Raw genomic sequence first — 22,300 nt, forward strand, 5'->3', positions numbered from 1 at the left:
ATTTTAATAGTGATTATGGCAGCTTGTTCAAAGGATATAGCGCTTGATCAGGTCGATTACGAAAGTAAAATTGTGGTGGATGGCTGGATTGAAAACGGCCAAACAGCCAATGTGTTTTTAACCATGAGTTCACCCTTCTTAACCGACTACGATTCGGCCTCCATTCGCAATACATTTCTAAACTATGCCAAGGTCACAATTACTAATGGTAAAGGAGTGTCAGAAGTACTGACTTTGACGCGTCGAAAAGAGTTTTTTCCTCCTTTTGTTTACAAAACCATTAATATGAAGGGCGAAGTGGGGGAAACCTACTTCTTGGAAGTGATCTATCAAAACAGGGTTGTGGAGTCTGTTACAACAATCCCCTCATTACCAGAGGTTGATGGGGTTAAGGCGGTGGCTGCCTCCGATAGCTCAATGGTGATAATGGCGACTATGAATGACCATGCTTTAGAAGCAAACTATTACTATTCGCAGATTTTTACCTACCATTTTGATACGCGGTTTCACCCTTCGGATAAGCCATTAAAAAACGACCGTTTGTACAATGGAGAAGTACATACTTTTCAAATAAAAAGAAGTGATCAGCCCGATCCTTTGGGCATTCATAATATCAATTCGGAGCGGGCATTAAAGCCCGATGAATTTGCAATGACCGATACAGTACTCGTTAAAATTTCCCAAATTGACGCAGCAGCTTATCAGGTCTTAAACGGGATGTATGTTGACCATTTAGGCCAAAACAGCCCGTTTACTTTTGTCGATCAGCAAACGCACACTAATATTAAGGGCGGTATTGGAAGATGGACAGGATTGGCCTCGCAACAGTTTCTCGTATATAATTAAAAAGCCCCACAACTAATCTTGCAGGGCCCTTCGTTTCATTATCTTGTTCTCTAGCGAATTCGATCCATCGATTTAAGTAGTGCAATATCCTTCCCAATTGCTCTTAGAGCTAAAAAGGTAAGAATCAGCGCCACAATCGGGAAAGCAGTCATGATTTTATAGCTGACGATACCAGATATTTCTTCGGCAAGTTGGGTGCCCAGGTAATACACCATACCTGTCGAACCTAATAAAAGTGCCATGTTGAGCCCACATAAGCGAATCTGCAACATCCTTTTTTTGTATAAAAACACGGTGATGAACGGAATAACAGTGGCTACGGTTATTAATATAGCCAATGCCAGCGTCGGAATCACTAATTCGCCATCTGTATTACTCAGGCCTCTGTACATGAAATTATATAATTCACCTGCTTGTGCTTCAAGATGAGCAAAAGGCAGGAAAAACAGGCTGCCCATCAGCAGGCCACTTATCAAAAGGTATACAGTCTGAATTCGTTGTATCATGGTAGTTCCTATTTTTTGATTTTTGTCAAGCGCGAATTTACATATTTCTTGGCAATATCCTGAAGCATACTCAAGGTTTCAGTCTGAGTCTTTTCTGCATTAGTCAAACAGAAAAAGCAATGGGTAATCGGTGCCTTTTCGAACGATTTTTTCTTATGTTCGTTTAAAATTGCGCATTCCAAATGCTTTATACGATAAAAATTCATTAATTTGACTGCAAATTAGTATTACATGCAAAAGAAAATAGAAGCTTCTGAGCTAATCATTAACCCGGACGGCAGTATTTTTCACCTGCACCTTAAGCCGGAAGATATCGCACATAATATTATCCTGGTAGGCGATCCCGGACGTGTTGAGCTAATCAGCTCGCTGTTCGATTCGGTGGAGCTAAAAAAATCTAACCGGGAATTTGTGTCTTGCACAGGCACATACAATGGCAAACGACTAACCGTTGTAGCCACTGGTATTGGGACCGATAATATCGATATTGTGGTAAATGAGCTGGACGCATTGGTTAATATTGACTTCGCAACCCGTATGGTGAAAGATAAGCATACGCCACTAAACTTTGTAAGAATAGGTACATCAGGGGCTTTGCAAGAAGATTTGCCGGTGGATAGCTGGTTGCTTAGTGAAAAAGCAATTGGGTTTGATGGTTTAATCAATTTCTATGCCCGCCGCAATGAAGTGAGCGATTTATCCTTCGAAAAAGCATTTACTGAAGCACTGGATTGGAACCCGCAATTAACTGCACCCTACGTGGTCGATGCGGCACCATCGCTACTCGGCAAGCTGGAGGGGGGCAAGGTTGTGCGAGGTATTACTATTTCGGCACCCGGCTTTTATGGTCCGCAGGGGCGTGAGCTGCGTTTGGACATTGCCGATAAGGCTATCAACAATAAAATAACGGCTTTTCATTACCAGGGTTATCGGGTAACCAATTATGAGATGGAGTGTTCGGCCATTTATGGTTTATCAGCTTTGCTGGGGCATAGGGCAGCAACCGTTTGTGTAATAATAGCCAACCGGCTGGCCGGAAAAGCCAGTAAGGATTATAAACCGGTGATGAAAGAGCTCGTTGAGCATGTTTTGAATGGTTTAACACAATAGCATAGCATGGACAGGGACAAGATAAAGGCTTTAATAGCTCTGTTGGATGATCCGAATGATGAAGTTTTCTCATCGGTTGAAAGTGCCTTACTAAGAGAGCCGGTTGAAATTGTTCCGGTGCTTGAAAAGGCCTGGGAGCAGTCTCTGGACGGCCTGTTTCAAACACGGGTAGAGAACATTATCCACTCCATTCAGCTGAACGATATCCATGCAGAGCTAAAAAAATGGCTGAAGTCCCCCAATAATGATTTGCTATACGGTGCCTACCTGGCATGCAAATATCAATATCCTGATGTGAGTATCATCCGCATCAAGGAGCAGCTTTCTGAGCTGCGAAAGGATATTTGGCTGGAGATGAATGAACACCTGACATCGCTGGAAAAAATACGGATTGTTAACCATGTTTTGTTTGATGTGCATAAATTTTCACGCAATACCAGTAAATACCTGGCGCCAGAAAATAACTACATCTGCGAGGTGCTCAATACGCACAAGGGCAATCCGCTGTCGGTATCTGTTATCTACTCCATATTATGCAGGGAGTTGGGGATGCCCGTGTTTGGTGTTAATCTGCCTAAAAATTTCATTTTAGCCTTTGTTGATGAGGCTGCCATGACTGAAAACGAGCTGGCATCAAACGAAGCTGCTGTTCTGTTTTACATCAACCCCATAAACAAAGGAGCCGTTTTGGGGCGGAAAGAGATTGAATTTTTTATAAAGCAGCAAAAGCTGCAGCCACAGCCCGAATACTTTTTGCCTTGTGATAATATCACCATCATCAGGCGCATGTTTAATAATTTGAGCTTTGGATATGACAGTATTGGAGAGGACCAAAAGAAGGAGGAAATAAAGAAGCTATTGGCGCTCTTCGATATGTTAAATGAAGAAAACCCACAATAATAATTCTAACTGAACAAAGGAGAATGAATAAATTATCAGGATTACAACCACAAGAGGTTTGGAGGCAATTTGAAGCCATCTGTCAGGTGCCAAGGCCTTCAAAAAAAGAGGAGAAAATCATTGAATTTCTGTTGAAATTTGCTGAAGCTAATAATCTGGAAGCCAAGAAGGATGCTATTGGAAATGTATTGATTTCTAAACCAGCTACTCCTGGCATGGAAAATCTGAAATCGGTTGTATTGCAGTCACACATCGATATGGTGTGTGAAAAAAACAGTGATAAGAAGCATGATTTTGATAACGACCCGATTATTCCGGTAATTGATGGCGAATGGGTTAAAGCCGATGGAACGACCTTAGGTGCCGATGATGGGATTGGCATGGCGGCGCAAATGGCGCTTTTGATAGCCGAAGATATAGAGCACGGCCCAATCGAATGCTTGTTTACGGTTGATGAAGAAACGGGTTTGACAGGGGCTTTTGAACTGAAGGAAGGGTTTTTTAACTCCCCAATTCTTCTGAATCTGGATTCTGAAGATGATGGCGAACTATTTATCGGTTGTGCCGGAGGAGTCGATACTTTGGCTAAGTTTCCCTACCAGAAAGAGGCTGCTCCTGAAAAAGGCTTTGCTTTTAAAGTATCTGTTTCGGGCTTAAAAGGCGGTCATTCGGGCGATGATATTCACAAAGGCTTGGGAAATGCCAATAAAATACTTAACCGCTTTTTGTGGGAAACAGGCCGTAAATATGATACGCGTTTAGCTACATTTGACGGCGGAAACCTGCGTAACGCCATCGCGCGCGAAGCTCATGCCATTGCCGTGGTTCCAAGTGCCTACAAAGAGCAGGTACGTGTGGCTTTTAATATGCTGTTTCACGATGTGCAAATGGAGCTTAAAGCAACTGAGCCAGGGTTGCGAATGAAACTCGAATCAATTGAAATGCCCAAGTTTGTGATGGATAAAGCCAGTCAGGCTAATTTACTTAATGCGCTTTACGCCTGTCCGCATGGAGTCATCGAAATGAGTCGTGATATTGAGGGGCTGGTTGAAACATCCACCAATCTGGCATCGGTAAAAATGCATGATGATCATGTGCTGGTTACTACCAGTCAGCGCAGTTCGGTGGAGAGTGCCAAAGAAGACATTGCCAATATGGTAACCGCTGTATTTACTCTCGGAGCAGCTGAAGTAATTCACTCGGATGGCTATCCGGGGTGGACACCTAATACCGATTCAGAAATTCTTAAAGTAACTAAAGAGTCGTATGAGCGCTTGTTTGGAACCGAGCCAGTGGTGAGGGCCATCCATGCTGGTTTGGAATGTGGCCTGTTTCTTGAGAAATATCCAGGTATGGATATGATTTCTTTCGGTCCAACGATTAAAGGGGCGCATTCTCCAGATGAACGGATAAACATCGAAACAGTGCAGAAGTTTTGGCTGCATTTAATTGATGTACTCAAAAATATACCAGAAGCATAAACAGAAAAAGCCGGATTGTTAATCCGGCTTTTTTTATATCATAATGGGAACTACTCTACAAGGGTGGGGTATTTTCCTTTTTTTATGGCACTAAACAATTCTGTTTTGGCACTACAGCCGCACGAACCACTGCTGCATGCTGTTTTACCGGGAGCTGGTTTAAATACCCTGAAAAAGAAGTTAAACACCTTGTAAAAGGCCCATCCAACAATCAGATATGTAATAATTTCCTGAATCATAATTCTATAACATCAAACTTCCTACCTGGTTCACTGCAAAAGCTAAAATCCATGCCAATCCGGTTGTGTATACAATGGTAAATATTGCCCATTTCCACGAACCCGATTCTTTACGTATAGCTGCAATCACCGCAATACAAGGGAAGTAAATTAGTATGAAAACCATGAACCCAAACGCTGTTACTTTATTAAACACCGGGCGTCCGTCCGGGTGCTTTTCATCCCGTATCTGCGCGATAAGCTGTTTCGAGTCTTCGGTATCATCATCGCTATGATAGATCACCGCCATGGTACTGATCACAATCTCTTTGGCTGCAATTCCAGTAATCAGACTCACGCCCATTTTCCAATCAAAACCCAAGGGTTTAATAACCGGTTCAATCGTTTGGCCTAATCGGCCAATATAGGTGTTGCTTTGATGCTCGCCCTTTTTAATCAATTCAATCGAATCCGTTTTCTCTTGCAACACCTTTTGGTAATGCTGCTTTACTGGTGCTTCGCTCGTTGCAATTAAAGGAGCGTATTCAGTATTGAGCTGTTCTATTTTGGCATCAAAATCTTCCGAATAATTAGCGTTTTGTGGGTAGTAGCTTAAAAACCAAATAATAATGGAGGCGACTAGGATTATGCCCCCCATTTTCTTGAGGTATTCAGCCCCTTTGTTCCACATATGCCTGATGGTATTTTTGATGGTAGGAATGCGGTAGGGAGGAAGCTCCATCACAAAGGGCACTTCATCGTGCTTAAATATAAAACGCTTGAATAGGCGGGCAATTATTACTGCCAGCAAAATGCCAATACCATAGATCATAAACAGCATGGTTCCTGCGTTCTCCGGAAAGATGGCTCCAATAATCAAAATGTAAACCGGCAGGCGTGCACTGCACGACATAAATGGGTTAATTAGCATGGTAAGCAGCCGGTTGTTGCGGTTCTCAATGGTTCGCGAAGCCATAACCGCCGGCACATTGCAGCCAAATCCCATTACCAGTGGGATAAATGACTTGCCATGCAGGCCCATTTTATGCATGAGCTTGTCCATGATGAAGGCTGCACGAGCCATGTATCCGGTATCCTCCATAAAAGAGATGAAGAAGAACAGTATTAGTATGTTGGGCAGAAAAACAATGACACCCCCAACGCCACCAATTACTCCATCAACCAGTAAGTGCTTTAGCGAGCCATCGGGCATCACATTACTTACAAAATCGGATAAATAGGCGACACCTGTTTCGATCCAGTTCATGGGGTACTCGCCCAATTTAAATGTGGTTTGAAACATCAGCCACATGAAAAAGATGAAAATAGGAAACCCAAAAAGACGGTGTGTGATGATATTGTCGATGCTGTCTGTACGTCGGCGTCTGGTTTGGGGATTTTCTTTAAACGTTTCTTTTAATGCACCAGCCACGAAACCATAACGGGCATCAATAAATACTGATTCAGAATCCTCTAGTGATTGTTTCTCTATTTTGGCTGTCTGTATCTCTGTTTCATCAATGATTTGTTGGTATTGCTGAGCGTTGGCCCGCATGTACTCAAATAGCTGCTTGTCTTTTTCCAAGGCTTTAATTGCCAGGTAGCGGGGTGAGATGCGGTTGGCAATGCCGCCCACTTTGGCAAACATCCGGTCGAGCACCTCAATGGCCGACTCAATAGGTTTTCCATAATTGATGTGGATATGTCGCACAACAGGATCTCTGTCTTCATATACATCAATCAGTTTATCAAACAGTTCGGTCACACCTTTTCCTCTCGAGCTAACTGTTGGAACAAAGGGAATGCCCAGCATGCCCCCAAGCTGCTCGTAATTTAGTCGGTCGCCCCGGCGTTGCATTTCATCAAACATATTGAGGGCAACCACCACTTTTATATCCAGATCAATTAGCTGCGTAGTCAGGAATAAGTTACGCTCCAGGTTAGAACTGTCTAATACGTTAACTACAATGTCGGGATTTTCATTGGTAATGTATTCTCGAACAAATTTTTCTTCGGGCGAATAGGCAGAGATGCTATAAGTACCCGGCAGGTCGATGATGTTGAATTGATAGCCCTTGTGATTAAAGGTCGCCGCTTTAGAGTCGACCGTTACACCACTGTAATTGCCAACATGCTCTTTTGCGCCACTGGCATAGTTAAACAGGGTTGTTTTTCCACAATTGGGGTTACCAACCAGCACAATATTAATGTTCCGGTGCTTTTTATTGGCAGATTGCTTTAAAATATCGTCAGAGATAGTTCCCTGATAGCTTAAATCGGCAATGTTTTTTGCTTCATCTACGGTGACTACTTCAATTAGTTTGGCCTCACTTTTGCGCAGCGAAACTTTATAATCAAGTATTTGGTATTCGATGGGGTCCTTCAAAGGTGCGTTTTTAACCACAGTTATCTTCTTACCTTTAACAAATCCCATCTCGGTAATGCGTTTCCGAAAGGCCCCATGTCCTTTGACTTTGACAATGACGCCCTCATTACCGTTGCTTAACTCAGATAAATTCATGAAAAACTTAATTGAACATTCCCATTTTAATAAGATTGTACAAATGTATATTTGCAAACCCTATGTTACAATACCCAAAAGTAGGGATTTTGTAGTTGTAAAAACGAGGAGTAGGGGGACAAGTATAACTTTTCGGGCAAAAACGCGTTTAGAAGGTATGAGTAAACAGAACGGAGCAGGTAAAATACAAAAGCTGCTGGATAAGTACGGCGATAATGTTGCTATTCTGGAGGAGGAGATTGATATCCAGCTTCAACGTTTGTACTTTAAAGAGAGTAAGCTTCAGAAAAAACAGTTGGAAAAGGAGCAGGTGCTTCTGCAAAAAGAAAAGCTCTTTAGCTCGGAGGTGTCATTAGAGGATAAAAAAGTGTTGCTCTGTCAATTGGCATCTATCGATGAAGTGGAGGCTTTTAGAACTCTTCAGCGCTACAAAGAGCATCCCGATAAACCATTAGCTGCCTGGTCTGTGCTGGCTTGTCAAGAAAGTAAAATGAGGTTGCAGAGCGTTTTTTTAGAGAAAAAGCCTTTGTTTATTTCAACCGGGCTGGGAGGACGTGGCAAGATGTTACGCTACTTTATTGTGATATTCACCAATAAATATGTGCCTTTCTCAGCCTATCAGAAAGAACTGGTGAGCGGCGAGGTCGATTATGTGTTTAAGAAAGAGCGAGCTGAGCTTGAAAGCATCGAATTTTACGAGTCTTTTGTTACCATTCAGGCCTTAATATCGTTGGATACCGCCCTGAAAAATATGTTGTCCAAAATTATTGTGCAATGTAATGAAATAGGTAATTTTTTAAGCCCTTCACTGTTGGTGACCAACGTAAAAAAGCTGTCGTCAGCCGAAATAGAAAAAATGATTGAGCAAAAATACACCAACCAGAATACGAATAATGATGGAATTCAAACAGAAGATTGTTAATGTAGCAGTGCAGGTACTGCCAATGTCCAAAACTCATGAAATGTATGATATGGTAGATGCTGCCATTGAACTAATCCAGAAGTCTGGCCTAAAGCACAAAGTAACGCCCTTCGAAACGGTGATTGAAGGTGCCTATGGCGAAGTAATGGAATTGGTGGAAGCTGTGCAGCAGGCATGCTACAACAATGGTGCAGAAAATCTGCTGTGTAACCTTAAAATTCAGTCGCACCAGGTTGAGGATGTGACAATAGAAGATAAGGTAGCAAAATATGAGTAAGCAAAAAAGGTTGCTCATGTGAGCAACCTTTTTGTTGTATATTGGATTAATTTATTCGTGTAAATCTTCAAATTCAACATTGGTGTATTCAGCTGTGGCAAGGCTTTCTTCTAACACCTCCTCAGTATTTTCGGCTGGTTGGTTTTGTTGAATGTAGCCAACTGTTTCTTCGAGCCCTTTAACAAATTTTTCGAAATCCTCTTTGTAAAGGAAAATCTTATGTTTTTCAAAATGGTACTTCCCATCCTGATCAAAACGCTTTTTACTTTCCGTAATTGTGAGGTAGTAATCGTTTTTTCGGGTTGCTTTTACATCAAAAAAATAAGTTCTTTTACCTGCCCTTATTGCTTTTGAAAAGATCTCATCTCTATCATTCTTTTCAAATCCTTCGTTTTTTTCAAATCCTTCCATCGTTTTCTTTATTGTTTTTGGAAACAGCTTGTCTGCTTCAAAAATGATAATTATTTCCTTATTAACCAATCTTTTTTTTACAATTTTTTTATGTTTTTTAAACAAATAAACAAGATGGTCTACTGTCTAACTTTCATACACTAATAGTAATAGTGAGTGGTTCAGGTATTTAATATAATTGAATAAGTTAATAATTGTATAGATGTGTCACCGGGTTGGATGACCCAATTTATCCGTGAAAATAGGATTTCTATTAAGGTATATACAGAGGTATCTTTCAAATGAATCAACTGGTTTTTAGCAGCCTTATAAAACTATTGAATAAGTCTTACTAAAAGCACTTGACGCAAATAAAAAAAAAACTACTTTTGCATTAATTATATAGTAAAAAAAGTTCTTTAAGGATGTTAAGTAGACGATTGTTAAGAGTTAAAGTTGTGCAGATGGCATACGCACATTACCAGAAGGGTGAAGTGTCGATACAACAGACAGAAAATGAGTTATTCCATAGCATAGCCAAATCTCATGAGATGTACCACGCGTTCTTGCTATTATTGCTTGAACTAAAGAATTTTGCTGAAAACAGAATTGAGCTTCGCAAACAAAAGAGACGTCCTTCAGAAGAAGATTTAAATCCAAATATGAGGTTTGTAGAAAACGGCTTTCTAATGCAGTTGGCCAATAACGAATCTCTGTTGGCTTATAACACAAAAAACGGTACTCCTTGGGTCAATCATCCCGAAACCATCAAAGGCCTGTTCAATATGATTACCGAATCAGAACTGTATACCGAGTATATGGAAACTGAAGGGGGAGATTATGAAGCCGACAAAAAATTTATTGCTAAATTATTGGAGAAGGTAATTGCACCGTTTGAGAATCTTTACTCAATTTTCGAAGAGCAAAGTGTGTATTGGAATGATGAAGTGGAGTTCATCATCTCAATGGTTGTGAAAACAATCAAAGGCTTTCAGGAGGAGAATGCAGAGAAAGAACGACTGCTTCCTGAGTTTAAAGATGAAGAGGACAGAGATTTTGTACAGCGCTTGTGCCGTAAAACATTAGTCAACCATAAAGACAATATGGAGCTGATTCAGAAGTTTACCAAAAACTGGGATTTCGACCGGGTGGCTTATCTTGATGTTGTGCTGATGCAGGTGGCGCTTACCGAAATTACCGAATTCAAGAATATACCGATTAATGTATCGCTTAATGAATACATCGAAATAGCCAAGTATTACTCAACAAGTAAGAGCGGTGTGTTTATTAATGGGGTGCTTGATAAAATAACCGAGCATCTGATTGCCGAAAAAGTGATTAACAAACCAGGAAAGGCTAATTAAGCGACCATGATGATTAAGCATGTACTATACCTAATAGTAATCATGCAACTAGGTGCATGTACAGGCAATCAGCACAGTAATTCTGAGTCTGCAAAAAGTAATGGGAAGCTGCGCTTTACTGAGTTGTCTTTTAATTTCGGAAGCCTAACAAGTGGTGATGTAGTTGGTCATCGCTTTCCGGTTATTAATGAGGGGAGTAGTCCGGTAGTTATTCAAAAAGTTGAACATGGTTGCGGATGCACCGATGCCGTATTTCCCCAAAAGCCAATCAAGCCTTTGGATACAGCTTTTGTTGAAGTGATTTTTGATACAAATGGCTGGAAGGGCCGACAGGTGAAACAAATTGTTGTTTTGGCCGATGACTCCCTAAAAAGACATGAACTATTGATTTGGGCTAGTATTAAGTAAAAATTAAGCAAAATAAAATTATGAGTTTTTCTAACGTATTTTTAAACCTGCCTCCACAGGCAGCTGAAGGTGGTAATCCATGGATGTCTTTTGCGCCATTCATTTTAATCATCGTCGTATTTTACTTTTTTATGATTCGTCCGCAGATGAAGCGTCAAAAAGAATTACGTAAATATCGTGAAGCCCTTAAAAAAGGTGATAAAGTGATTACAACTGGCGGTATCTATGGCAAAGTGGCCGAAGTTAAAGACCAGTTTATTACGGTTGAAATTGCAGATGGCGTAAAAGTGAAAATGGATAAGTCAGCCATTGTAATGGATATGACTGATGTAGCTGCAAATAAGTAATTGCCTTAAGTGCCGCCAGATCCTAGTTTTCTGATAAAGATTAATTATTTTTGTCTTTCTGATCATTAGACTATGGATTATTTAAGCGCACTAGCAAAAAGATATATACAGCTTATTAAAAATAAAACCAAGGAGTTGCGCGAAGACAAAAACGCGCTTATCTTCTTGGTTTTTCTTTTCTTTTCAGCCTGTTTTTGGGTGTTGAATGCTCTCCAGAAAGACAATTATTCAACCGATGTCACCTATCCGGTTAAGTTTGTGAATGTGGGTGAGGATGAAATAATTTATGGAAGTGCCAAGCGGGAGTTACAGCTAAAAATAAAGGGTGGCGGGTTTAAAATCTTAAACTTTCTTACCCGTCATCAATTTTCTGCCAAAGGAATTGATGTTTCGCAACTGAACAGAGTGACTGTTAATGGGATTACAGGCGCCTATGTTAATTCAAAGGATTACTTTCAACTGATAGAGCGGGAGCTGGTTATGGGGATTGAATTGGTAACTATCACGCCCGATACTCTTTTTATACCCTTAATAAAAAGGCATTCAAAGAAGATACCCGTTAAAGTAGATGCTAAACTTAGTTTTGCCCAGCAATGCCAGTTGTCGGGTCCAGTTGTGGTTGAGCCCGATTCCGTTATTGTATCAGGAGCTGGCAGCATCATCGATTCACTTGATTTCATCAGTACTAAGCCATTAACTTTCGAGAAACTAGCAGATACCATTGTTCGTAATGTTTCACTGGAAAAAGCTGAAAATATTGAAATGCAGGCAAAAAGAGTGGTGGTTACCTTTCCGGTGGAGCCTTTTACCGAAGCCAATATAATGGTGCCCATTAAAGCAGTGAATTTACCTGATAGCCTTGAGTTGAGAACATTTCCTTCCGAGGTTAATGTCTCTTACAATTTGGGATTAAGTCGGCCGCTATACAAAGTGAGTGAGTTTAATGTTCTTATTGACTTTTCTGAAATGGATTTTAACAGGCTGCCCCGGCGTTTAAAAGTAAAAGTAAACGATCATCCGGACAATATTCAAAACATGACTTATCAGCCTGTATTTGTCGAATACTTATTGGAAAGAAAGGCAGAGTAATGATTAGGGTTGGATTAACAGGAGGTATAGGCAGTGGAAAAACAACCGTTGCACGGCTGCTTAGGGCTCTAGGCTTCCCCGTTTACGAGGCTGATACAGAAGCTAAGCAGCTGATAAATAAAGATCGGGACATACGGGAACAAATTATTCACTTATTGGGCAAAGAGGCCTATAATGAACAGGGATACAACCGAAAGTATGTCGGAAGCCTTGTGTTTAATAATGAAGAATTACTGCAAAAACTGAATGAAATAGTTCATCCGGCTGTTGCCAATCACTTTGAACAATGGTGTACTGAAAAGGATGAATTTAATGTCGTTTTTCAGGAGGCCGCCGTTCTATTTGAAAATGGAAACTATTCCCGGTTTGATAAAACCATACTGGTAGTGGCACCTGAAATAACACGTATTGGCCGGGTAATGCAGCGCGATGACATGAATAAACAAGAGGTTGTTGCAAGAATAAATAATCAGTGGCAGGATGATGAGAAAATGAAATTGGCCGATTTTGTTATTACTTGCGATGGTCAGCATCTTGTTATACCACAGGTTATGAATATTTTAAAGCAGTTATAATGGGATTATTGGGATCATTTTTAGGAGCAAGCATAGGATGGTGGACTTTAGGACCAATTGGGGCCATTATGGGCTTGGTACTTGGTCATTTGTCCGAGGAGCAATCGACTATTGTTAAAAACAGTAAGCAGTCGCCCGAGCAAAACGCGCGTAGTGGCTTTTTAGCGACCTTATTGGTTCTTGTTGCCGCTGTTATGAAAGCAGATGGTCGGGTCGTGCGTTCCGAATTGGATTATGTAAAAAGTAGTCTGATTGCGACATTCGGGGAGAAGGAAGCGGGTAAAGCCCTGCTGATGTTGCGAGATATCTTAAATCAGGACATTCCTGTTGGTGAAGTGCTGCATCAGGCACGCGTGCACATTAACTATTCATCGAAGGTGCAGCTGATGCACCTATTATATGGTATTGCGTTGGCCGATGGCCGATTTTCCGCAGAAGAACAACAATTTCTTAAGCAGATTGCATCGGGCTTAGGTATTTCACAAAAAGATTTCGAAGCCATAAGTGCGATGTTTGTTCCAAGCACTGCAGCTGCGTATAAAATTTTAGAAATTGACGAATCAGCATCCGATGAAGAAATTAAGCGAGCCTATAAAAAGATGGCGGTGCGCTTTCATCCTGATAAGGTGACGCATTTGGGTGATGACATCCGAAAAGATGCGGAAAAGAAGTTTCAGAAAATTAATGAGGCCTACGGGCAAATCAAAAAGGAGCGAGGGATAAAATAATTAGCCATACTTAATGAAATTCTTTTGCTCATAGCATCTATAATTCTATTTTTGCACAAAAAAAGTAAACATATGTTGAAAGGAATATTGGCGATTTCAGGACAAAGAGGACTTTTTAAGCTGGTGTCGCAAGCGAAAAACTCAATTATTGTTGAGTCGTTGATTGATGGGAAAAAAATGCCGGCCTATGCTACATCACGAATCAGTGCCTTGGAAGATATTTCCATTTACACTGAGGACGAAGATGTGAAGCTCTTCGATGTGTTTAAGGCAATTTACGAGAAGGAAGAAGGTGGCGTGGCTATTTCACCCAAAAGCTCGTCAGCTGAGTTAAAGGCATACTTTGAGGAGGTGCTGCCTTTATATGATAAGGATAGAGTATATGTTTCTGATATTAAAAAAGTGCTGACTTGGTACAACCTATTAATTGAGAACGAAATGTTCGATCCCAATGCGGTTGAAGAAACGGAAGAAGAGTCTGCTTAAGACTCCACTGAGTAGAATAATATGAGGAAGAGGCATCTGGATAAGGTGTCTCTTTTTTTTTGTGTTGATATGTAGTTCGTTATGGCTATATTTGTTGATAGAGTTTGAATAATCCTAAACGTTACATAATGAGAACATATTTTATTTTGCTGGTTCTACTTACCTGTGGAGGAACATTAAATGCACAATCGCAGCTGTATACCGTCACAAGTGGTGAGATGATTTTTAGTTGGGCTGATGTGGAGCAGGCCCCTTTAGCCGGTGGACCGCACGAAAATGTTGCCGGTGTTCCTCGCTTTAGTATGTTTCTTCATGTTGGACAATATGTGCACCTCGACTTCACAAATACCATTGGCTTGTATTCGGGGTTGGCACTGCGTAATATTGGCTTTATCACCAAAGATGATGCCCTGGATTTGGGTGTTGAGAAGGAAAAGCATCGTTCCTATAGCTTGGGTTTGCCAATAGCCTTTAAGCTTGGTGCATTTAAAGAGCATTTCTACTTATTTGGAGGAGCCGAGTATGAGTTATTGTTTCATTATAAATACAAGTACTGGATAGATGGCGACAAGCATAAAACATCCGAGTGGTTCAGCAACCGTACCAAGCGTTTCGTCCCCTCCGTTTTTGCAGGCGTGCAGTTTCCACGAGGGTTAAACCTTAAATTTAAATATTATCTGGATGACTTCTTGAATAGTGATTTTTCAAAAGGAGATAATCCATTGAACGACTATTCGCGCTATGGAAGTACACAAATGTTTTATATTTCATTAAGCTGGCAGTTTGATACGCGTGATTTTAATAAAATATGGAACGGAGAAAGAAGTGGTCGGGCTTACAATGCCAGAATTTAATACGACCACCCAAATTTGTTTATCTGTAGGTTATTTTAAAGCATGCTACTATTTTTTTGGCAACCCAAAAGCTATTTCAAGGATTTGTAATGATTTCTAATCTCATATTCAATTTGTTTGTCCCAAAGCTTATTAAGTACCTCTTTCGCCATATTTTCGTAATAATCAGCTTTTGATTTTTGGCCCATTTTCTGATAAATACCGGCCAGGCGATACATTGATGGTATGTGCATGTCGTTAATCTGAAGGCAAATCTGATACTGCTGAATCGCCTCTTCAAGAAAGCCTTTATCGATTAAGCGCTGAGCATTTTCTAAATGCACTTCGATTTCCTTTAATTCATTGTCAAACCGGAGTTGAAAAATATCTTGCGCTTTAGTGGTAATGAAGGGGCAAGGAACTTCGCGCACCACACGTTCGGTAATGCTGCCCATCATAAATCGGTTAATAACGGACCGGCCATTTGTTCCCATCACCAGAAGGTCTGAGTTATCCAATTTAATTTTTTCTAATATCACTTCGTGAATAATACCCGGTTCAATACTTATTTCAAAATTAACATCACTTAGGTCGAAATCTTCTAAAAAACTATTCATGGTTTGCTTCTGATTCCTAAGTAGTTTTGAGTTTTCAGCTTCCATATCTACCTGTATACGAGGTGATAAGTTGGTGAAGGGCTTATAGGCGTTTAGTATAGTCAGTTGACTATTAAAGTTTTTTGTAAGTAATATGGCGTTTTTTAAGGCTCTTTGTGAAGCTTCTGAAAAATCAACGGGGCAGAGGATGCGCTTAAATTGAACTTCTTCTGAGTTTTTTACAATCCAAACTGGAATATCAGATAGTTGGATTAGCTTTTCGGCAGTAATACCAAGTTTAAAATTGTTGCTTTGTCCTTTCCCTGAGCCCGCTAATATCAGATTGACACCATGAGTAGTAGCCAATTGCAGTAACTTTTCACTGGGTTTACCATTTTCGATAATGCAATGAGCCACCGTTACACCATCCTTTTCAAGTAGGTCCTTTATCTCATTGAGCTTTGTGTCTACCGCATTGTGCACAATGTCAATAATTTCAGGATGAAGTACCTCCTTAGGAATTACATAAGAAATAATAACTTGTGAGTTGTATGAATTAGCTAATTTGGCAGCGACCTCAATTTGAGCGCTGTAAGTAGTGTTTATATCAACAGCTAACAATATTTTTTCAAGTAGTTTCATATCCTTTGATAATTAAGTGTTGTGTAATGGTATTCTAAATGAAAAATGGCTTGTTTAGTTTAAACAAAAAATCACATATTTAGTTCTTTAGCTAACCAGATGTTCGCTCAGATCGTATTCGTAAATAGTATAATTAACTACTTATCTTCGTCTGATTTAGCCGTGGCATGAGCTGCTAAAGGAGCTGTTAAATAGATAAACAGCATGACCAGAACTGCTTTTAGCCAAACAATTGCAGAAGAAAAAAACAAGGCAACTCCTATTACCAGCCAAAGTAGTCCAAAAGAGGTGGCTTTTGTGGTGGCATGCAGCCGGCTGTAAAAGTTGTTAAAACGTAGCAGGCCAATGGCAGCTATCAGAATAAACAGGCTGCCCACTATAGTTAACAATGCTATAACTAAATTCATCATTTGTAACGTTTTAAATAGGTTGAAATAGCGACTGTGCCGATGAATGAGATTAATGAAATTATTATCGTAATATCGAAATACACGGCTTGCCTCATAAGCATGCTATAGAGTAGAATGAAGGCCATGCTGATAGAAGCTATCAGATCCATTGCAACAATCCGGTCTTGAATAGTTGGCCCTTTTACTAATCTAAATAAGGTGAGGGCAAATGCTACTAATAAAAATGTTGCAGCAATTACAAAAGCATTGTCTAGTATGGGGTCATTCATCGGCTATTATTTTTATTTTGTTTTGCATGTCTTCAAACTCATTTAGTATGGTTTGTTCGTTGTCTAGATAAAGGATGTGCACCAGCATGAGTTTTCTATCGTGGGTGATGTCGATCGATAATGAGCCTGGAGTCATGGATACCAGATTACTAAAAAGAAGTAAGGCTGTATCTGATTTTAATATTAGGGGCACACGAATAATACCTGGGTGGGTTTTTAGGTGGGGTGTTAAAAGGTCGTAGGCAATATATAAATTAGACTGTATCAGTTTATATAGATAGAGTCCTATAAATATAACCGTGTGATAGAATTTGAGAATTAGTTTCATGGCGCGGAAGGGTTTAATACACGTTGAATGTACTCGTTCGGATCAATCAACTCATTGGCTGCTTGCAGTGTATATTCAAAAAAGGGAGCTGCAAAAATTCCCATCCCAATACTTACTAAAGCAAGGATTACTGAGGGTAATAAATGAAAGCCATACAGCTCTTTATGATTAATTATGTTGGGGTTGCTTTGGGGATCTTCTTTTAAAAACGCTTCATTCCAAATTTTTATCATGGAATAGAGCGTAAACATGGCAGTTAGTATGGCTGCGGCTACTAAAAGATAGTCATGAGCTTCAATGCCTGATTTGATTAATAAAAATTTTGCAAAAAAGCCCGAAAGGGGAGGAACTCCAACCAAAGCAAAGGCCGGGATGATAAATAAAATGGCGATTATTGGGCTCTGATTTAATAGGCCGCCCACTTCTTTCAGGTCAAAGCTGCCTTTGGTGCGGTGTATTATACCCGCAAGCAAAAACGTGTTAGTTTTTGCAATCATATTATGAAGCATAAAAAAGATTGCCCCAGCAATTGCCAATGGGGTAAAAATCGCCAATCCCATTATCATATAGCCTATTTGACTAATAATATGGTAGGATAAGATTCGCCTGATGTCATAATGTGCCGAGGCTGCCATACCACCTATTACCATAGTAAACCCTGCTATTACAGCAAGAGTGCTTAGCCAAAAGGACTGATCTTGAGTAAAAAACAAAGTAAAGAAACGAATAAGTGCATACACTCCTACTTTGGTGAGCAAGCCTGCAAATAGAGCGGTAACTGTGATGTTTGGAGTGTGGTAAGAAGCAGGTAGCCAAAAGAATAGTGGAAACACTGCTGCTTTTATACCAAAGGCGATAAAAAATAGAGCGGTGGAAGAATTGATGAGCACGGGTTGCTCATGTGCCCGCAAAATCTGCGCCAAGTGTGCCATGTTTAAGGTACCCGTTTTCCCATATAGCAATCCTAGTCCGGCTAAAAACAATAGGGAACCAATTAAGTTTAAAGCCATATATTTAATTCCCCCTTCCAGTTGCTCTTTTGAATGCCCAAGAATAATTAATGCAAAGGATGCGATCAAAATTACCTCAAACCAAACATATAAATTAAACACATCTCCAGTCGTTAAAGCTCCGTTGACTCCCATTGTTAAAGCAAAGAAGAAAACATAGAACCGGCTTGACTGGTGAGAACCCGGCATAAAGTAGACTGAATATATAGAAATGGCCAATACAATGAGGGCAGATACGATAAGCATTAAGGCGCTCAGGTGATCGATTACCAAAGTTATGCCCATTGGTGCTTGCCAGCCACCCATGTTTAATGTAAGAATACCTTGCGCCCTTACTTGAAAAAACAAGTAGACGGTTAGCAGCAGTAGTGCGCTGCTCCCGATAATACCGACAGACTGGGCCACTTTGTGCGATTTAAGGGCCAGTAGCACCAGTATTAGTAAAAATGGTAGTAAAATAGGTAAAGCTAATGCTGTCATATCAATTTGTATCTGTTTTTTTTAGTTGATCCAAATCATCCGTACCTGTAGTTTCGAAGAATTTGAGCTTTAGCGCCAGAGCAAACACTATTAATCCAAAGCCTATGACTACAGCAGTCAGAACTAAAGCCTGTGGGAGCGGATCGGCCATATGCTCACCAGATGGTTGGGCGGTGGTGACAAAAGCGGGCTGACCGGCCACCAAACCAGACGATAGAAAGACAAATAAGTTGGTAGCATTACTCAAAAATATCAGACCGATAATAAATTTTAAAATGCTGCGGCGCAAAACCATGTAGGCCCCAGCAGTATAAAGTACTCCTACTAGTATCGCTATTAATATTTCCATTATCGGCTCTTTATTAAGGTGAAAAAAAAGACCAGTGTTACTCCAATTACAGCCATAAAAACACCGATGTCAAAAAGTAAGGGGGTGCCGAGTTTAAGGGGGTCGGTCAATTCAAGTGGAATACTAATCCAAAATCCTTTCATCACATCCTGTTGAAAGAGAAGGCTTGGTAAAATACTACATACGATTAGCAGAAGTCCCCATAAGATATATGTTGTGGGTTTTACCTTAAGTTTTTTTATTGCCTCCTGCCAGTTAAAGGCAAAACTGTAAAAGATGATGGACAGAGCAGCGAGCAGGCCACCTATAAATCCGCCACCAGGGTAATTATGACCTCTGTAAAGGGCTATTAGTGCGAACAGAATTAGTAGAAACTTTATTACTCGGGCTGCTAGTTGTAAAATAACAGAATTCATACTCTTTTAGCTTTTAGTAAAACAAAAACGCCAATGGCTGCTATGGTTAGTACCGTTACCTCGCCCAATGTGTCTAAAGCCCTGAAATCAACTAAGATAACATTGACTACATTTTTGCCATAGGCATTAGTCAGGCTGTTTTTAATAATTAAATCAGAGATGGGATGGTGAAATTCTACATTTATTGCTTTTAGTGCTAACACAGTCATTACTCCACCAAAACAGAGGGCTATAAGCAGATCGCGAAAACGGGTTAATCGTGAGGATAATATGGCAAAAACTGGTAATCGCTGCAGTACCAGAACAAACACCACAACGATTAGGGTTTCTACAAGTATTTGGGTTATTGCCAAATCAACCGCGCTATAATATAAGTAGATTAACGAAATTCCGTATCCACTTACGCCCATGGCAATAATGGTGGTTAGACGCGACTGTGCCAGGCTTGCGTATATGGCAGCGCAGCCAATAATAGCAATTAAGCCGCTCATGTAATAAGGGTTGAGGCTCAATGAGCTATCCAAAATCCAATTTCGAGTATTATATACTTGTAACCAAAGAAAAATGGATACTAACAGAATAACACTGAGTAGGTAATAACGATGATAACCATGCTGAATAAGTTTGGTGTTGCGTGCCGATATTTCTAAGAAAAATTTCAGTGTACTACTAAAAAGTTCCGTAAACTTAATAGTAAAGATTTGGTTGTTAAAACGATGCCAGGCTTGTAGAAATGTTTTAAAGCGCAGGCTAATTACGAAAGTAATTGTGCCAATAAGAATAGTCAACATGCTTAGCATGAAGATATCATTAAAACCATGCCATAGCTTTAGCTTTATGTCAATTAGCTCTTTGCGAATCATGCTCAATGCTGGCTCAATCATGGTTTCACCTAAAATACCGGGGAGTAAGCCTAATAATAGGCTGAGTAAAGCCAGAATGCTGGGACCCAGCAAATATAGTAAGCCCTTTTCGTTAATAGGTTGGGCGTAGGCTTTACGCTTCTTTAAAAAAACGTGATATAAAAAGTGCATAGAGACGGCCACCATTAATGCGTTACCGCCAACCCCCAAAGTAAGCACCAAAGAGGCAATTTGAGGTGATTGAGCTTTTGCTTCGTAAATAAGTTCTTTACCTAAAAAGCCTAGCATTGGAGGTAATCCAGCCATGGAAAACAAAGCCAGGAGGCTAATGGCAAATGTTATGGGCATAGAGTACCTTAACCCGCCTAATTCGTTAATGTTTCTGGTCCCTGTTTTTTTATCGATAAAGCCGGCGATCATAAATAACGCAGCTTTGTAAAAAGCATGGACAAACAAAAATAGCATAGCTGCTTTAAAGGATAGTTTCGTATCTATTCCTATTAATAGCATTAATGTACCCAATGCACTGATAGTGGTGTAGGCAAGAATTGCTTTTAAATCAGTTTGAGTAATAGCAAAGTACGCTCCCAAAAACATCGTTATTGCTCCTACTGAAGTAATTGTGTAAACCCAGGTACTGGTATTGCCCAAAATAGGATTGAGAAGTGCCAGTAAAAAAATGCCGGCCTTCACCATAGTGGCTGAGTGCAAATAGGCGCTAACGGGAGTGGGAGCCTGCATGGCACCTGGCAGCCAGAAGTGAAAAGGAAACTGGGCCGATTTTGTAAAAGCCCCCACTAATATTAGAATGAGTGCGGGGCGATACAGATAACTAGATTTTATAGTATCAGCCTGTTCTACCCAAACACTATAAGAGTAGCTTTCAACAGTGCTGCCAATTAGTACAATTCCGCACAGAAGAAGCAGTCCACCAAATCCTGTTATGAAGAGTGACTGAAAAGCTGCCTTTCTGGCTGTTTCTTTATAGTTAAAGAAGCTGATGAGCAGAAACGACAGAAAACTGGTAAGCTCCCAAAAGATAAAAAGTTGAATGAAGTTAGCAGATAATACCAGTCCCAGCATAGCTCCGCTAAATAAAAAAAGGTAAAAGAAAAATTTATCCGTTCCTTTGTATGAGCGCATATATGCTGATGCGTAAGCGAATACAAGAGCGCCGATTCCTGTAATCAACAGGGCAAATGTGATGCTTAAGCCATTTAAAGAAAATTCCAGATTAAGCCCAATTGTGGGCATCCAATCTATAAAGGTATTAATAGACTGACCGTTAGCAATGCTGGTTATTTTCGAAAAGAAAAACGAAAAAAAAGCAGCTTGAATGCCGGCTAGTATGAGGCCGGTATGCCTTTTTACTTTCTGCGGCAGAATAAATACACTCAGTGCACTAACAAAATATATGATCAGAATAATTGCCATGGATTATGAGGTTTTGTTTTGTAGCCTATAGTTTGGTCTAAACTTAACTCAATATTATTTCTGGTTTCATTATCAACAGACTGATAGCCTTTTCTGTTCATTGATTGAGCTGCTTATTTCTAACAAGCTATGCTGAGCTTTTGAGCATAGCACATTTGGCAAAAAGGCGCTATTTAGAAATGTGGAACTATCGAAATAAAGAGCTCTGGTTAGTGCGCGACAGAAAGTTTCTTCAAAATAATTTGATTTCAATCATCGCATTATCAGTTGTTAAGTATTGATTTGGGTGTAGGGTGGGGCATTTGGGCGAAAAATAAATTTGCATTTTCGCAAAATAGTTCCTTATTTTGCACCCGCTTTTGAGGACAATGGTACTCGTGAAAGGGCAGGATTGATAAGGGTTTCAAGCATTTATCGATACGTAATGAAAGGTAATAAGAGTTGGTCTTGACAGGGGCTTCGATAAGTAATATATTAGCAATCCGGTCTAAAAACAGCGACT

Annotated in this window: 27 protein-coding genes; 14 read left to right on the forward strand and 13 right to left on the reverse strand. The window is 40.2% G+C overall.

Features of this window, described 5'->3' with window-relative positions; translation table 11 throughout:
- The first annotated feature begins 15 nt into the window (after nucleotides 1–15).
- Nucleotides 16–846 (forward strand): DUF4249 domain-containing protein, encoded by an 831-nt coding sequence (locus ACSX1H_RS15775; protein ID WP_439185194.1) that lies wholly within the window; start codon nucleotides 16–18, stop codon nucleotides 844–846.
- Nucleotides 847–896: 50 nt separating this feature from the next.
- Here the strand turns inward: ACSX1H_RS15775 and ACSX1H_RS15780 are convergent, their stop codons facing one another.
- A complete protein-coding gene (locus tag ACSX1H_RS15780) occupies nucleotides 897–1,352 on the reverse strand; it encodes a DUF4293 domain-containing protein (RefSeq protein WP_439185195.1) in 456 nt (151 codons plus the stop codon).
- A gap of 231 nt (nucleotides 1,353–1,583) precedes the next feature.
- On the opposite strand from ACSX1H_RS15780, the gene ACSX1H_RS15785 reads away from it, so the two are divergent.
- The 3 genes from ACSX1H_RS15785 to ACSX1H_RS15795 are packed head-to-tail and all read left to right on the forward strand — an operon-like array spanning nucleotide 1,584 to nucleotide 4,843.
- Complete coding sequence (locus tag ACSX1H_RS15785) at nucleotides 1,584–2,462, forward strand: nucleoside phosphorylase (protein WP_439185196.1); 879 nt, start codon at nucleotides 1,584–1,586, stop codon at nucleotides 2,460–2,462.
- A gap of 6 nt (nucleotides 2,463–2,468) precedes the next feature.
- Nucleotides 2,469–3,362, forward strand: a complete 894-nt coding sequence (locus ACSX1H_RS15790; RefSeq protein WP_439185198.1) for a transglutaminase-like domain-containing protein — start codon at nucleotides 2,469–2,471, stop codon at nucleotides 3,360–3,362.
- A 23-nt stretch (nucleotides 3,363–3,385) separates the two neighbouring features.
- Nucleotides 3,386–4,843, forward strand: a complete 1,458-nt coding sequence (locus ACSX1H_RS15795; RefSeq protein WP_439185199.1) for an aminoacyl-histidine dipeptidase — start codon at nucleotides 3,386–3,388, stop codon at nucleotides 4,841–4,843.
- A gap of 50 nt (nucleotides 4,844–4,893) precedes the next feature.
- Here ACSX1H_RS15795 and ACSX1H_RS15800 read toward each other — a convergent pair whose 3' ends face one another.
- Complete coding sequence (locus ACSX1H_RS15800) at nucleotides 4,894–5,082, reverse strand: FeoB-associated Cys-rich membrane protein (RefSeq protein WP_439185200.1); 189 nt, start codon at nucleotides 5,080–5,082, stop codon at nucleotides 4,894–4,896.
- 4 nt (nucleotides 5,083–5,086) lie between these two features.
- Complete coding sequence (gene feoB, locus ACSX1H_RS15805) at nucleotides 5,087–7,582, reverse strand: ferrous iron transport protein B (RefSeq protein WP_439185201.1); 2,496 nt, start codon at nucleotides 7,580–7,582, stop codon at nucleotides 5,087–5,089.
- A 157-nt stretch (nucleotides 7,583–7,739) separates the two neighbouring features.
- Between feoB and ACSX1H_RS15810 the strand changes: the two genes are divergently transcribed.
- Entirely contained in the window at nucleotides 7,740–8,504 is a 765-nt protein-coding gene (locus ACSX1H_RS15810) for a hypothetical protein (protein WP_439185202.1), read from the forward strand.
- A complete protein-coding gene (locus tag ACSX1H_RS15815) occupies nucleotides 8,476–8,781 on the forward strand; it encodes a thiamine-binding protein (protein WP_439185203.1) in 306 nt (101 codons plus the stop codon). Before ACSX1H_RS15810 ends, ACSX1H_RS15815 begins: the two co-directional genes overlap by 29 nt.
- A 51-nt stretch (nucleotides 8,782–8,832) precedes the next feature.
- Here the strand turns inward: ACSX1H_RS15815 and ACSX1H_RS15820 are convergent, their stop codons facing one another.
- Nucleotides 8,833–9,192 (reverse strand): DUF3276 family protein, encoded by a 360-nt coding sequence (locus ACSX1H_RS15820; RefSeq protein WP_439185204.1) that lies wholly within the window; start codon nucleotides 9,190–9,192, stop codon nucleotides 8,833–8,835.
- Nucleotides 9,193–9,635: 443 nt separating this feature from the next.
- Between ACSX1H_RS15820 and nusB the strand changes: the two genes are divergently transcribed.
- From nusB to ACSX1H_RS15860, 8 genes are all read left to right on the forward strand, one after another.
- Nucleotides 9,636–10,535, forward strand: a complete 900-nt coding sequence (gene nusB / locus ACSX1H_RS15825; RefSeq protein WP_439185205.1) for a transcription antitermination factor NusB — start codon at nucleotides 9,636–9,638, stop codon at nucleotides 10,533–10,535.
- Between the two features lie 6 nt (nucleotides 10,536–10,541).
- Entirely contained in the window at nucleotides 10,542–10,943 is a 402-nt protein-coding gene (locus ACSX1H_RS15830) for a DUF1573 domain-containing protein (RefSeq protein ID WP_439185206.1), read from the forward strand.
- A gap of 20 nt (nucleotides 10,944–10,963) precedes the next feature.
- The gene (yajC, locus tag ACSX1H_RS15835) at nucleotides 10,964–11,290 is read left to right on the forward strand and encodes a preprotein translocase subunit YajC (RefSeq protein WP_439185207.1); all 327 of its coding nucleotides are present in this window, start codon (nucleotides 10,964–10,966) and stop codon (nucleotides 11,288–11,290) included.
- Between the two features lie 72 nt (nucleotides 11,291–11,362).
- Entirely contained in the window at nucleotides 11,363–12,379 is a 1,017-nt protein-coding gene (locus ACSX1H_RS15840; protein WP_439185208.1) for a CdaR family protein, read from the forward strand.
- Nucleotides 12,379–12,954, forward strand: coding sequence for a dephospho-CoA kinase (gene coaE / locus ACSX1H_RS15845; RefSeq protein WP_439185209.1), 576 nt, complete (start codon nucleotides 12,379–12,381; stop codon nucleotides 12,952–12,954). Before ACSX1H_RS15840 ends, coaE begins: the two co-directional genes overlap by 1 nt.
- The gene (locus ACSX1H_RS15850) at nucleotides 12,954–13,682 is read left to right on the forward strand and encodes a TerB family tellurite resistance protein (protein ID WP_439185210.1); all 729 of its coding nucleotides are present in this window, start codon (nucleotides 12,954–12,956) and stop codon (nucleotides 13,680–13,682) included. The genes coaE and ACSX1H_RS15850 overlap by 1 nt, the downstream gene beginning before the upstream one ends.
- 72 nt (nucleotides 13,683–13,754) lie before the next feature.
- Nucleotides 13,755–14,168, forward strand: a complete 414-nt coding sequence (locus ACSX1H_RS15855) for a DUF5606 family protein (protein WP_439185211.1) — start codon at nucleotides 13,755–13,757, stop codon at nucleotides 14,166–14,168.
- 128 nt (nucleotides 14,169–14,296) lie between these two features.
- The gene (locus ACSX1H_RS15860) at nucleotides 14,297–15,022 is read left to right on the forward strand and encodes a hypothetical protein (RefSeq protein ID WP_439185212.1); all 726 of its coding nucleotides are present in this window, start codon (nucleotides 14,297–14,299) and stop codon (nucleotides 15,020–15,022) included.
- A 71-nt stretch (nucleotides 15,023–15,093) separates the two neighbouring features.
- Here ACSX1H_RS15860 and ACSX1H_RS15865 read toward each other — a convergent pair whose 3' ends face one another.
- The 9 genes from ACSX1H_RS15865 to ACSX1H_RS15905 form a co-directional block, all read right to left on the reverse strand.
- Nucleotides 15,094–16,239, reverse strand: a complete 1,146-nt coding sequence (locus ACSX1H_RS15865) for a universal stress protein (protein ID WP_439185213.1) — start codon at nucleotides 16,237–16,239, stop codon at nucleotides 15,094–15,096.
- A 137-nt stretch (nucleotides 16,240–16,376) separates the two neighbouring features.
- Nucleotides 16,377–16,649 carry a monovalent cation/H(+) antiporter subunit G gene (gene mnhG, locus ACSX1H_RS15870; RefSeq protein ID WP_439185214.1) on the reverse strand — a complete coding sequence of 91 codons (273 nt, stop codon included), beginning with the start codon at nucleotides 16,647–16,649 and terminating at the stop codon, nucleotides 16,377–16,379.
- The gene (locus tag ACSX1H_RS15875; protein ID WP_439185215.1) at nucleotides 16,646–16,918 is read right to left on the reverse strand and encodes an MrpF/PhaF family protein; all 273 of its coding nucleotides are present in this window, start codon (nucleotides 16,916–16,918) and stop codon (nucleotides 16,646–16,648) included. The genes mnhG and ACSX1H_RS15875 overlap by 4 nt, the downstream gene beginning before the upstream one ends.
- The gene (locus ACSX1H_RS15880; protein ID WP_439185216.1) at nucleotides 16,911–17,246 is read right to left on the reverse strand and encodes a Na+/H+ antiporter subunit E; all 336 of its coding nucleotides are present in this window, start codon (nucleotides 17,244–17,246) and stop codon (nucleotides 16,911–16,913) included. Before ACSX1H_RS15880 ends, ACSX1H_RS15875 begins: the two co-directional genes overlap by 8 nt.
- Nucleotides 17,243–18,604: a proton-conducting transporter transmembrane domain-containing protein gene (locus ACSX1H_RS15885; RefSeq protein WP_439185217.1), complete on the reverse strand. Its 1,362-nt coding sequence runs from the start codon at nucleotides 18,602–18,604 to the stop codon at nucleotides 17,243–17,245. The genes ACSX1H_RS15880 and ACSX1H_RS15885 overlap by 4 nt, the downstream gene beginning before the upstream one ends.
- A gap of 133 nt (nucleotides 18,605–18,737) precedes the next feature.
- Complete coding sequence (locus ACSX1H_RS15890) at nucleotides 18,738–19,085, reverse strand: NADH-quinone oxidoreductase subunit K (protein ID WP_439185218.1); 348 nt, start codon at nucleotides 19,083–19,085, stop codon at nucleotides 18,738–18,740.
- Nucleotides 19,085–19,501 carry an MnhB domain-containing protein gene (locus ACSX1H_RS15895; protein WP_439185219.1) on the reverse strand — a complete coding sequence of 139 codons (417 nt, stop codon included), beginning with the start codon at nucleotides 19,499–19,501 and terminating at the stop codon, nucleotides 19,085–19,087. The genes ACSX1H_RS15890 and ACSX1H_RS15895 overlap by 1 nt, the downstream gene beginning before the upstream one ends.
- On the reverse strand, nucleotides 19,498–21,798 hold the full coding sequence (mbhE, locus tag ACSX1H_RS15900) for a hydrogen gas-evolving membrane-bound hydrogenase subunit E (RefSeq protein ID WP_439185220.1): 2,301 nt from the start codon (nucleotides 21,796–21,798) through the stop codon (nucleotides 19,498–19,500). Before mbhE ends, ACSX1H_RS15895 begins: the two co-directional genes overlap by 4 nt.
- A 263-nt stretch (nucleotides 21,799–22,061) precedes the next feature.
- Nucleotides 22,062–22,300: hypothetical protein (locus ACSX1H_RS15905; protein WP_439185221.1), on the reverse strand; the 239-nt coding region annotated here is incomplete at its 5' end.

Source organism: Carboxylicivirga taeanensis (genome assembly GCF_051851475.1).
In the GTDB taxonomy this organism is placed as follows: Bacteria; Bacteroidota; Bacteroidia; order Bacteroidales; family Marinilabiliaceae; genus Carboxylicivirga; species Carboxylicivirga taeanensis.

What these genes read in the sequence shown, in the direction of transcription:
- ACSX1H_RS15865 (WP_439185213.1), bottom strand. Translation starts at nt 16,239, where the DNA reads ATGAAACTACTTGAAAAAATATTGTTAGCTGTTGATATAAACACTACT.
- nusB (WP_439185205.1), top strand. Translation starts at nt 9,636, where the DNA reads ATGGCATACGCACATTACCAGAAGGGTGAAGTGTCGATACAACAGACA.
- ACSX1H_RS15840 (WP_439185208.1), top strand. Translation starts at nt 11,363, where the DNA reads ATGGATTATTTAAGCGCACTAGCAAAAAGATATATACAGCTTATTAAA.
- ACSX1H_RS15800 (WP_439185200.1), bottom strand. Translation starts at nt 5,082, where the DNA reads ATGATTCAGGAAATTATTACATATCTGATTGTTGGATGGGCCTTTTAC.
- ACSX1H_RS15830 (WP_439185206.1), top strand. Translation starts at nt 10,542, where the DNA reads ATGATGATTAAGCATGTACTATACCTAATAGTAATCATGCAACTAGGT.
- mbhE (WP_439185220.1), bottom strand. Translation starts at nt 21,798, where the DNA reads ATGGCAATTATTCTGATCATATATTTTGTTAGTGCACTGAGTGTATTT.
- ACSX1H_RS15790 (WP_439185198.1), top strand. Translation starts at nt 2,469, where the DNA reads ATGGACAGGGACAAGATAAAGGCTTTAATAGCTCTGTTGGATGATCCG.
- ACSX1H_RS15860 (WP_439185212.1), top strand. Translation starts at nt 14,297, where the DNA reads ATGAGAACATATTTTATTTTGCTGGTTCTACTTACCTGTGGAGGAACA.
- ACSX1H_RS15880 (WP_439185216.1), bottom strand. Translation starts at nt 17,246, where the DNA reads ATGAAACTAATTCTCAAATTCTATCACACGGTTATATTTATAGGACTC.
- ACSX1H_RS15780 (WP_439185195.1), bottom strand. Translation starts at nt 1,352, where the DNA reads ATGATACAACGAATTCAGACTGTATACCTTTTGATAAGTGGCCTGCTG.
- mnhG (WP_439185214.1), bottom strand. Translation starts at nt 16,649, where the DNA reads ATGATGAATTTAGTTATAGCATTGTTAACTATAGTGGGCAGCCTGTTT.
- ACSX1H_RS15855 (WP_439185211.1), top strand. Translation starts at nt 13,755, where the DNA reads ATGTTGAAAGGAATATTGGCGATTTCAGGACAAAGAGGACTTTTTAAG.
- ACSX1H_RS15875 (WP_439185215.1), bottom strand. Translation starts at nt 16,918, where the DNA reads ATGAATGACCCCATACTAGACAATGCTTTTGTAATTGCTGCAACATTT.
- yajC (WP_439185207.1), top strand. Translation starts at nt 10,964, where the DNA reads ATGAGTTTTTCTAACGTATTTTTAAACCTGCCTCCACAGGCAGCTGAA.
- ACSX1H_RS15850 (WP_439185210.1), top strand. Translation starts at nt 12,954, where the DNA reads ATGGGATTATTGGGATCATTTTTAGGAGCAAGCATAGGATGGTGGACT.
- ACSX1H_RS15795 (WP_439185199.1), top strand. Translation starts at nt 3,386, where the DNA reads ATGAATAAATTATCAGGATTACAACCACAAGAGGTTTGGAGGCAATTT.
- ACSX1H_RS15775 (WP_439185194.1), top strand. Translation starts at nt 16, where the DNA reads ATGGCAGCTTGTTCAAAGGATATAGCGCTTGATCAGGTCGATTACGAA.
- ACSX1H_RS15895 (WP_439185219.1), bottom strand. Translation starts at nt 19,501, where the DNA reads ATGAATTCTGTTATTTTACAACTAGCAGCCCGAGTAATAAAGTTTCTA.
- ACSX1H_RS15890 (WP_439185218.1), bottom strand. Translation starts at nt 19,085, where the DNA reads ATGGAAATATTAATAGCGATACTAGTAGGAGTACTTTATACTGCTGGG.
- feoB (WP_439185201.1), bottom strand. Translation starts at nt 7,582, where the DNA reads ATGAATTTATCTGAGTTAAGCAACGGTAATGAGGGCGTCATTGTCAAA.
- coaE (WP_439185209.1), top strand. Translation starts at nt 12,379, where the DNA reads ATGATTAGGGTTGGATTAACAGGAGGTATAGGCAGTGGAAAAACAACC.
- ACSX1H_RS15820 (WP_439185204.1), bottom strand. Translation starts at nt 9,192, where the DNA reads ATGGAAGGATTTGAAAAAAACGAAGGATTTGAAAAGAATGATAGAGAT.
- ACSX1H_RS15815 (WP_439185203.1), top strand. Translation starts at nt 8,476, where the DNA reads ATGATGGAATTCAAACAGAAGATTGTTAATGTAGCAGTGCAGGTACTG.
- ACSX1H_RS15785 (WP_439185196.1), top strand. Translation starts at nt 1,584, where the DNA reads ATGCAAAAGAAAATAGAAGCTTCTGAGCTAATCATTAACCCGGACGGC.
- ACSX1H_RS15810 (WP_439185202.1), top strand. Translation starts at nt 7,740, where the DNA reads ATGAGTAAACAGAACGGAGCAGGTAAAATACAAAAGCTGCTGGATAAG.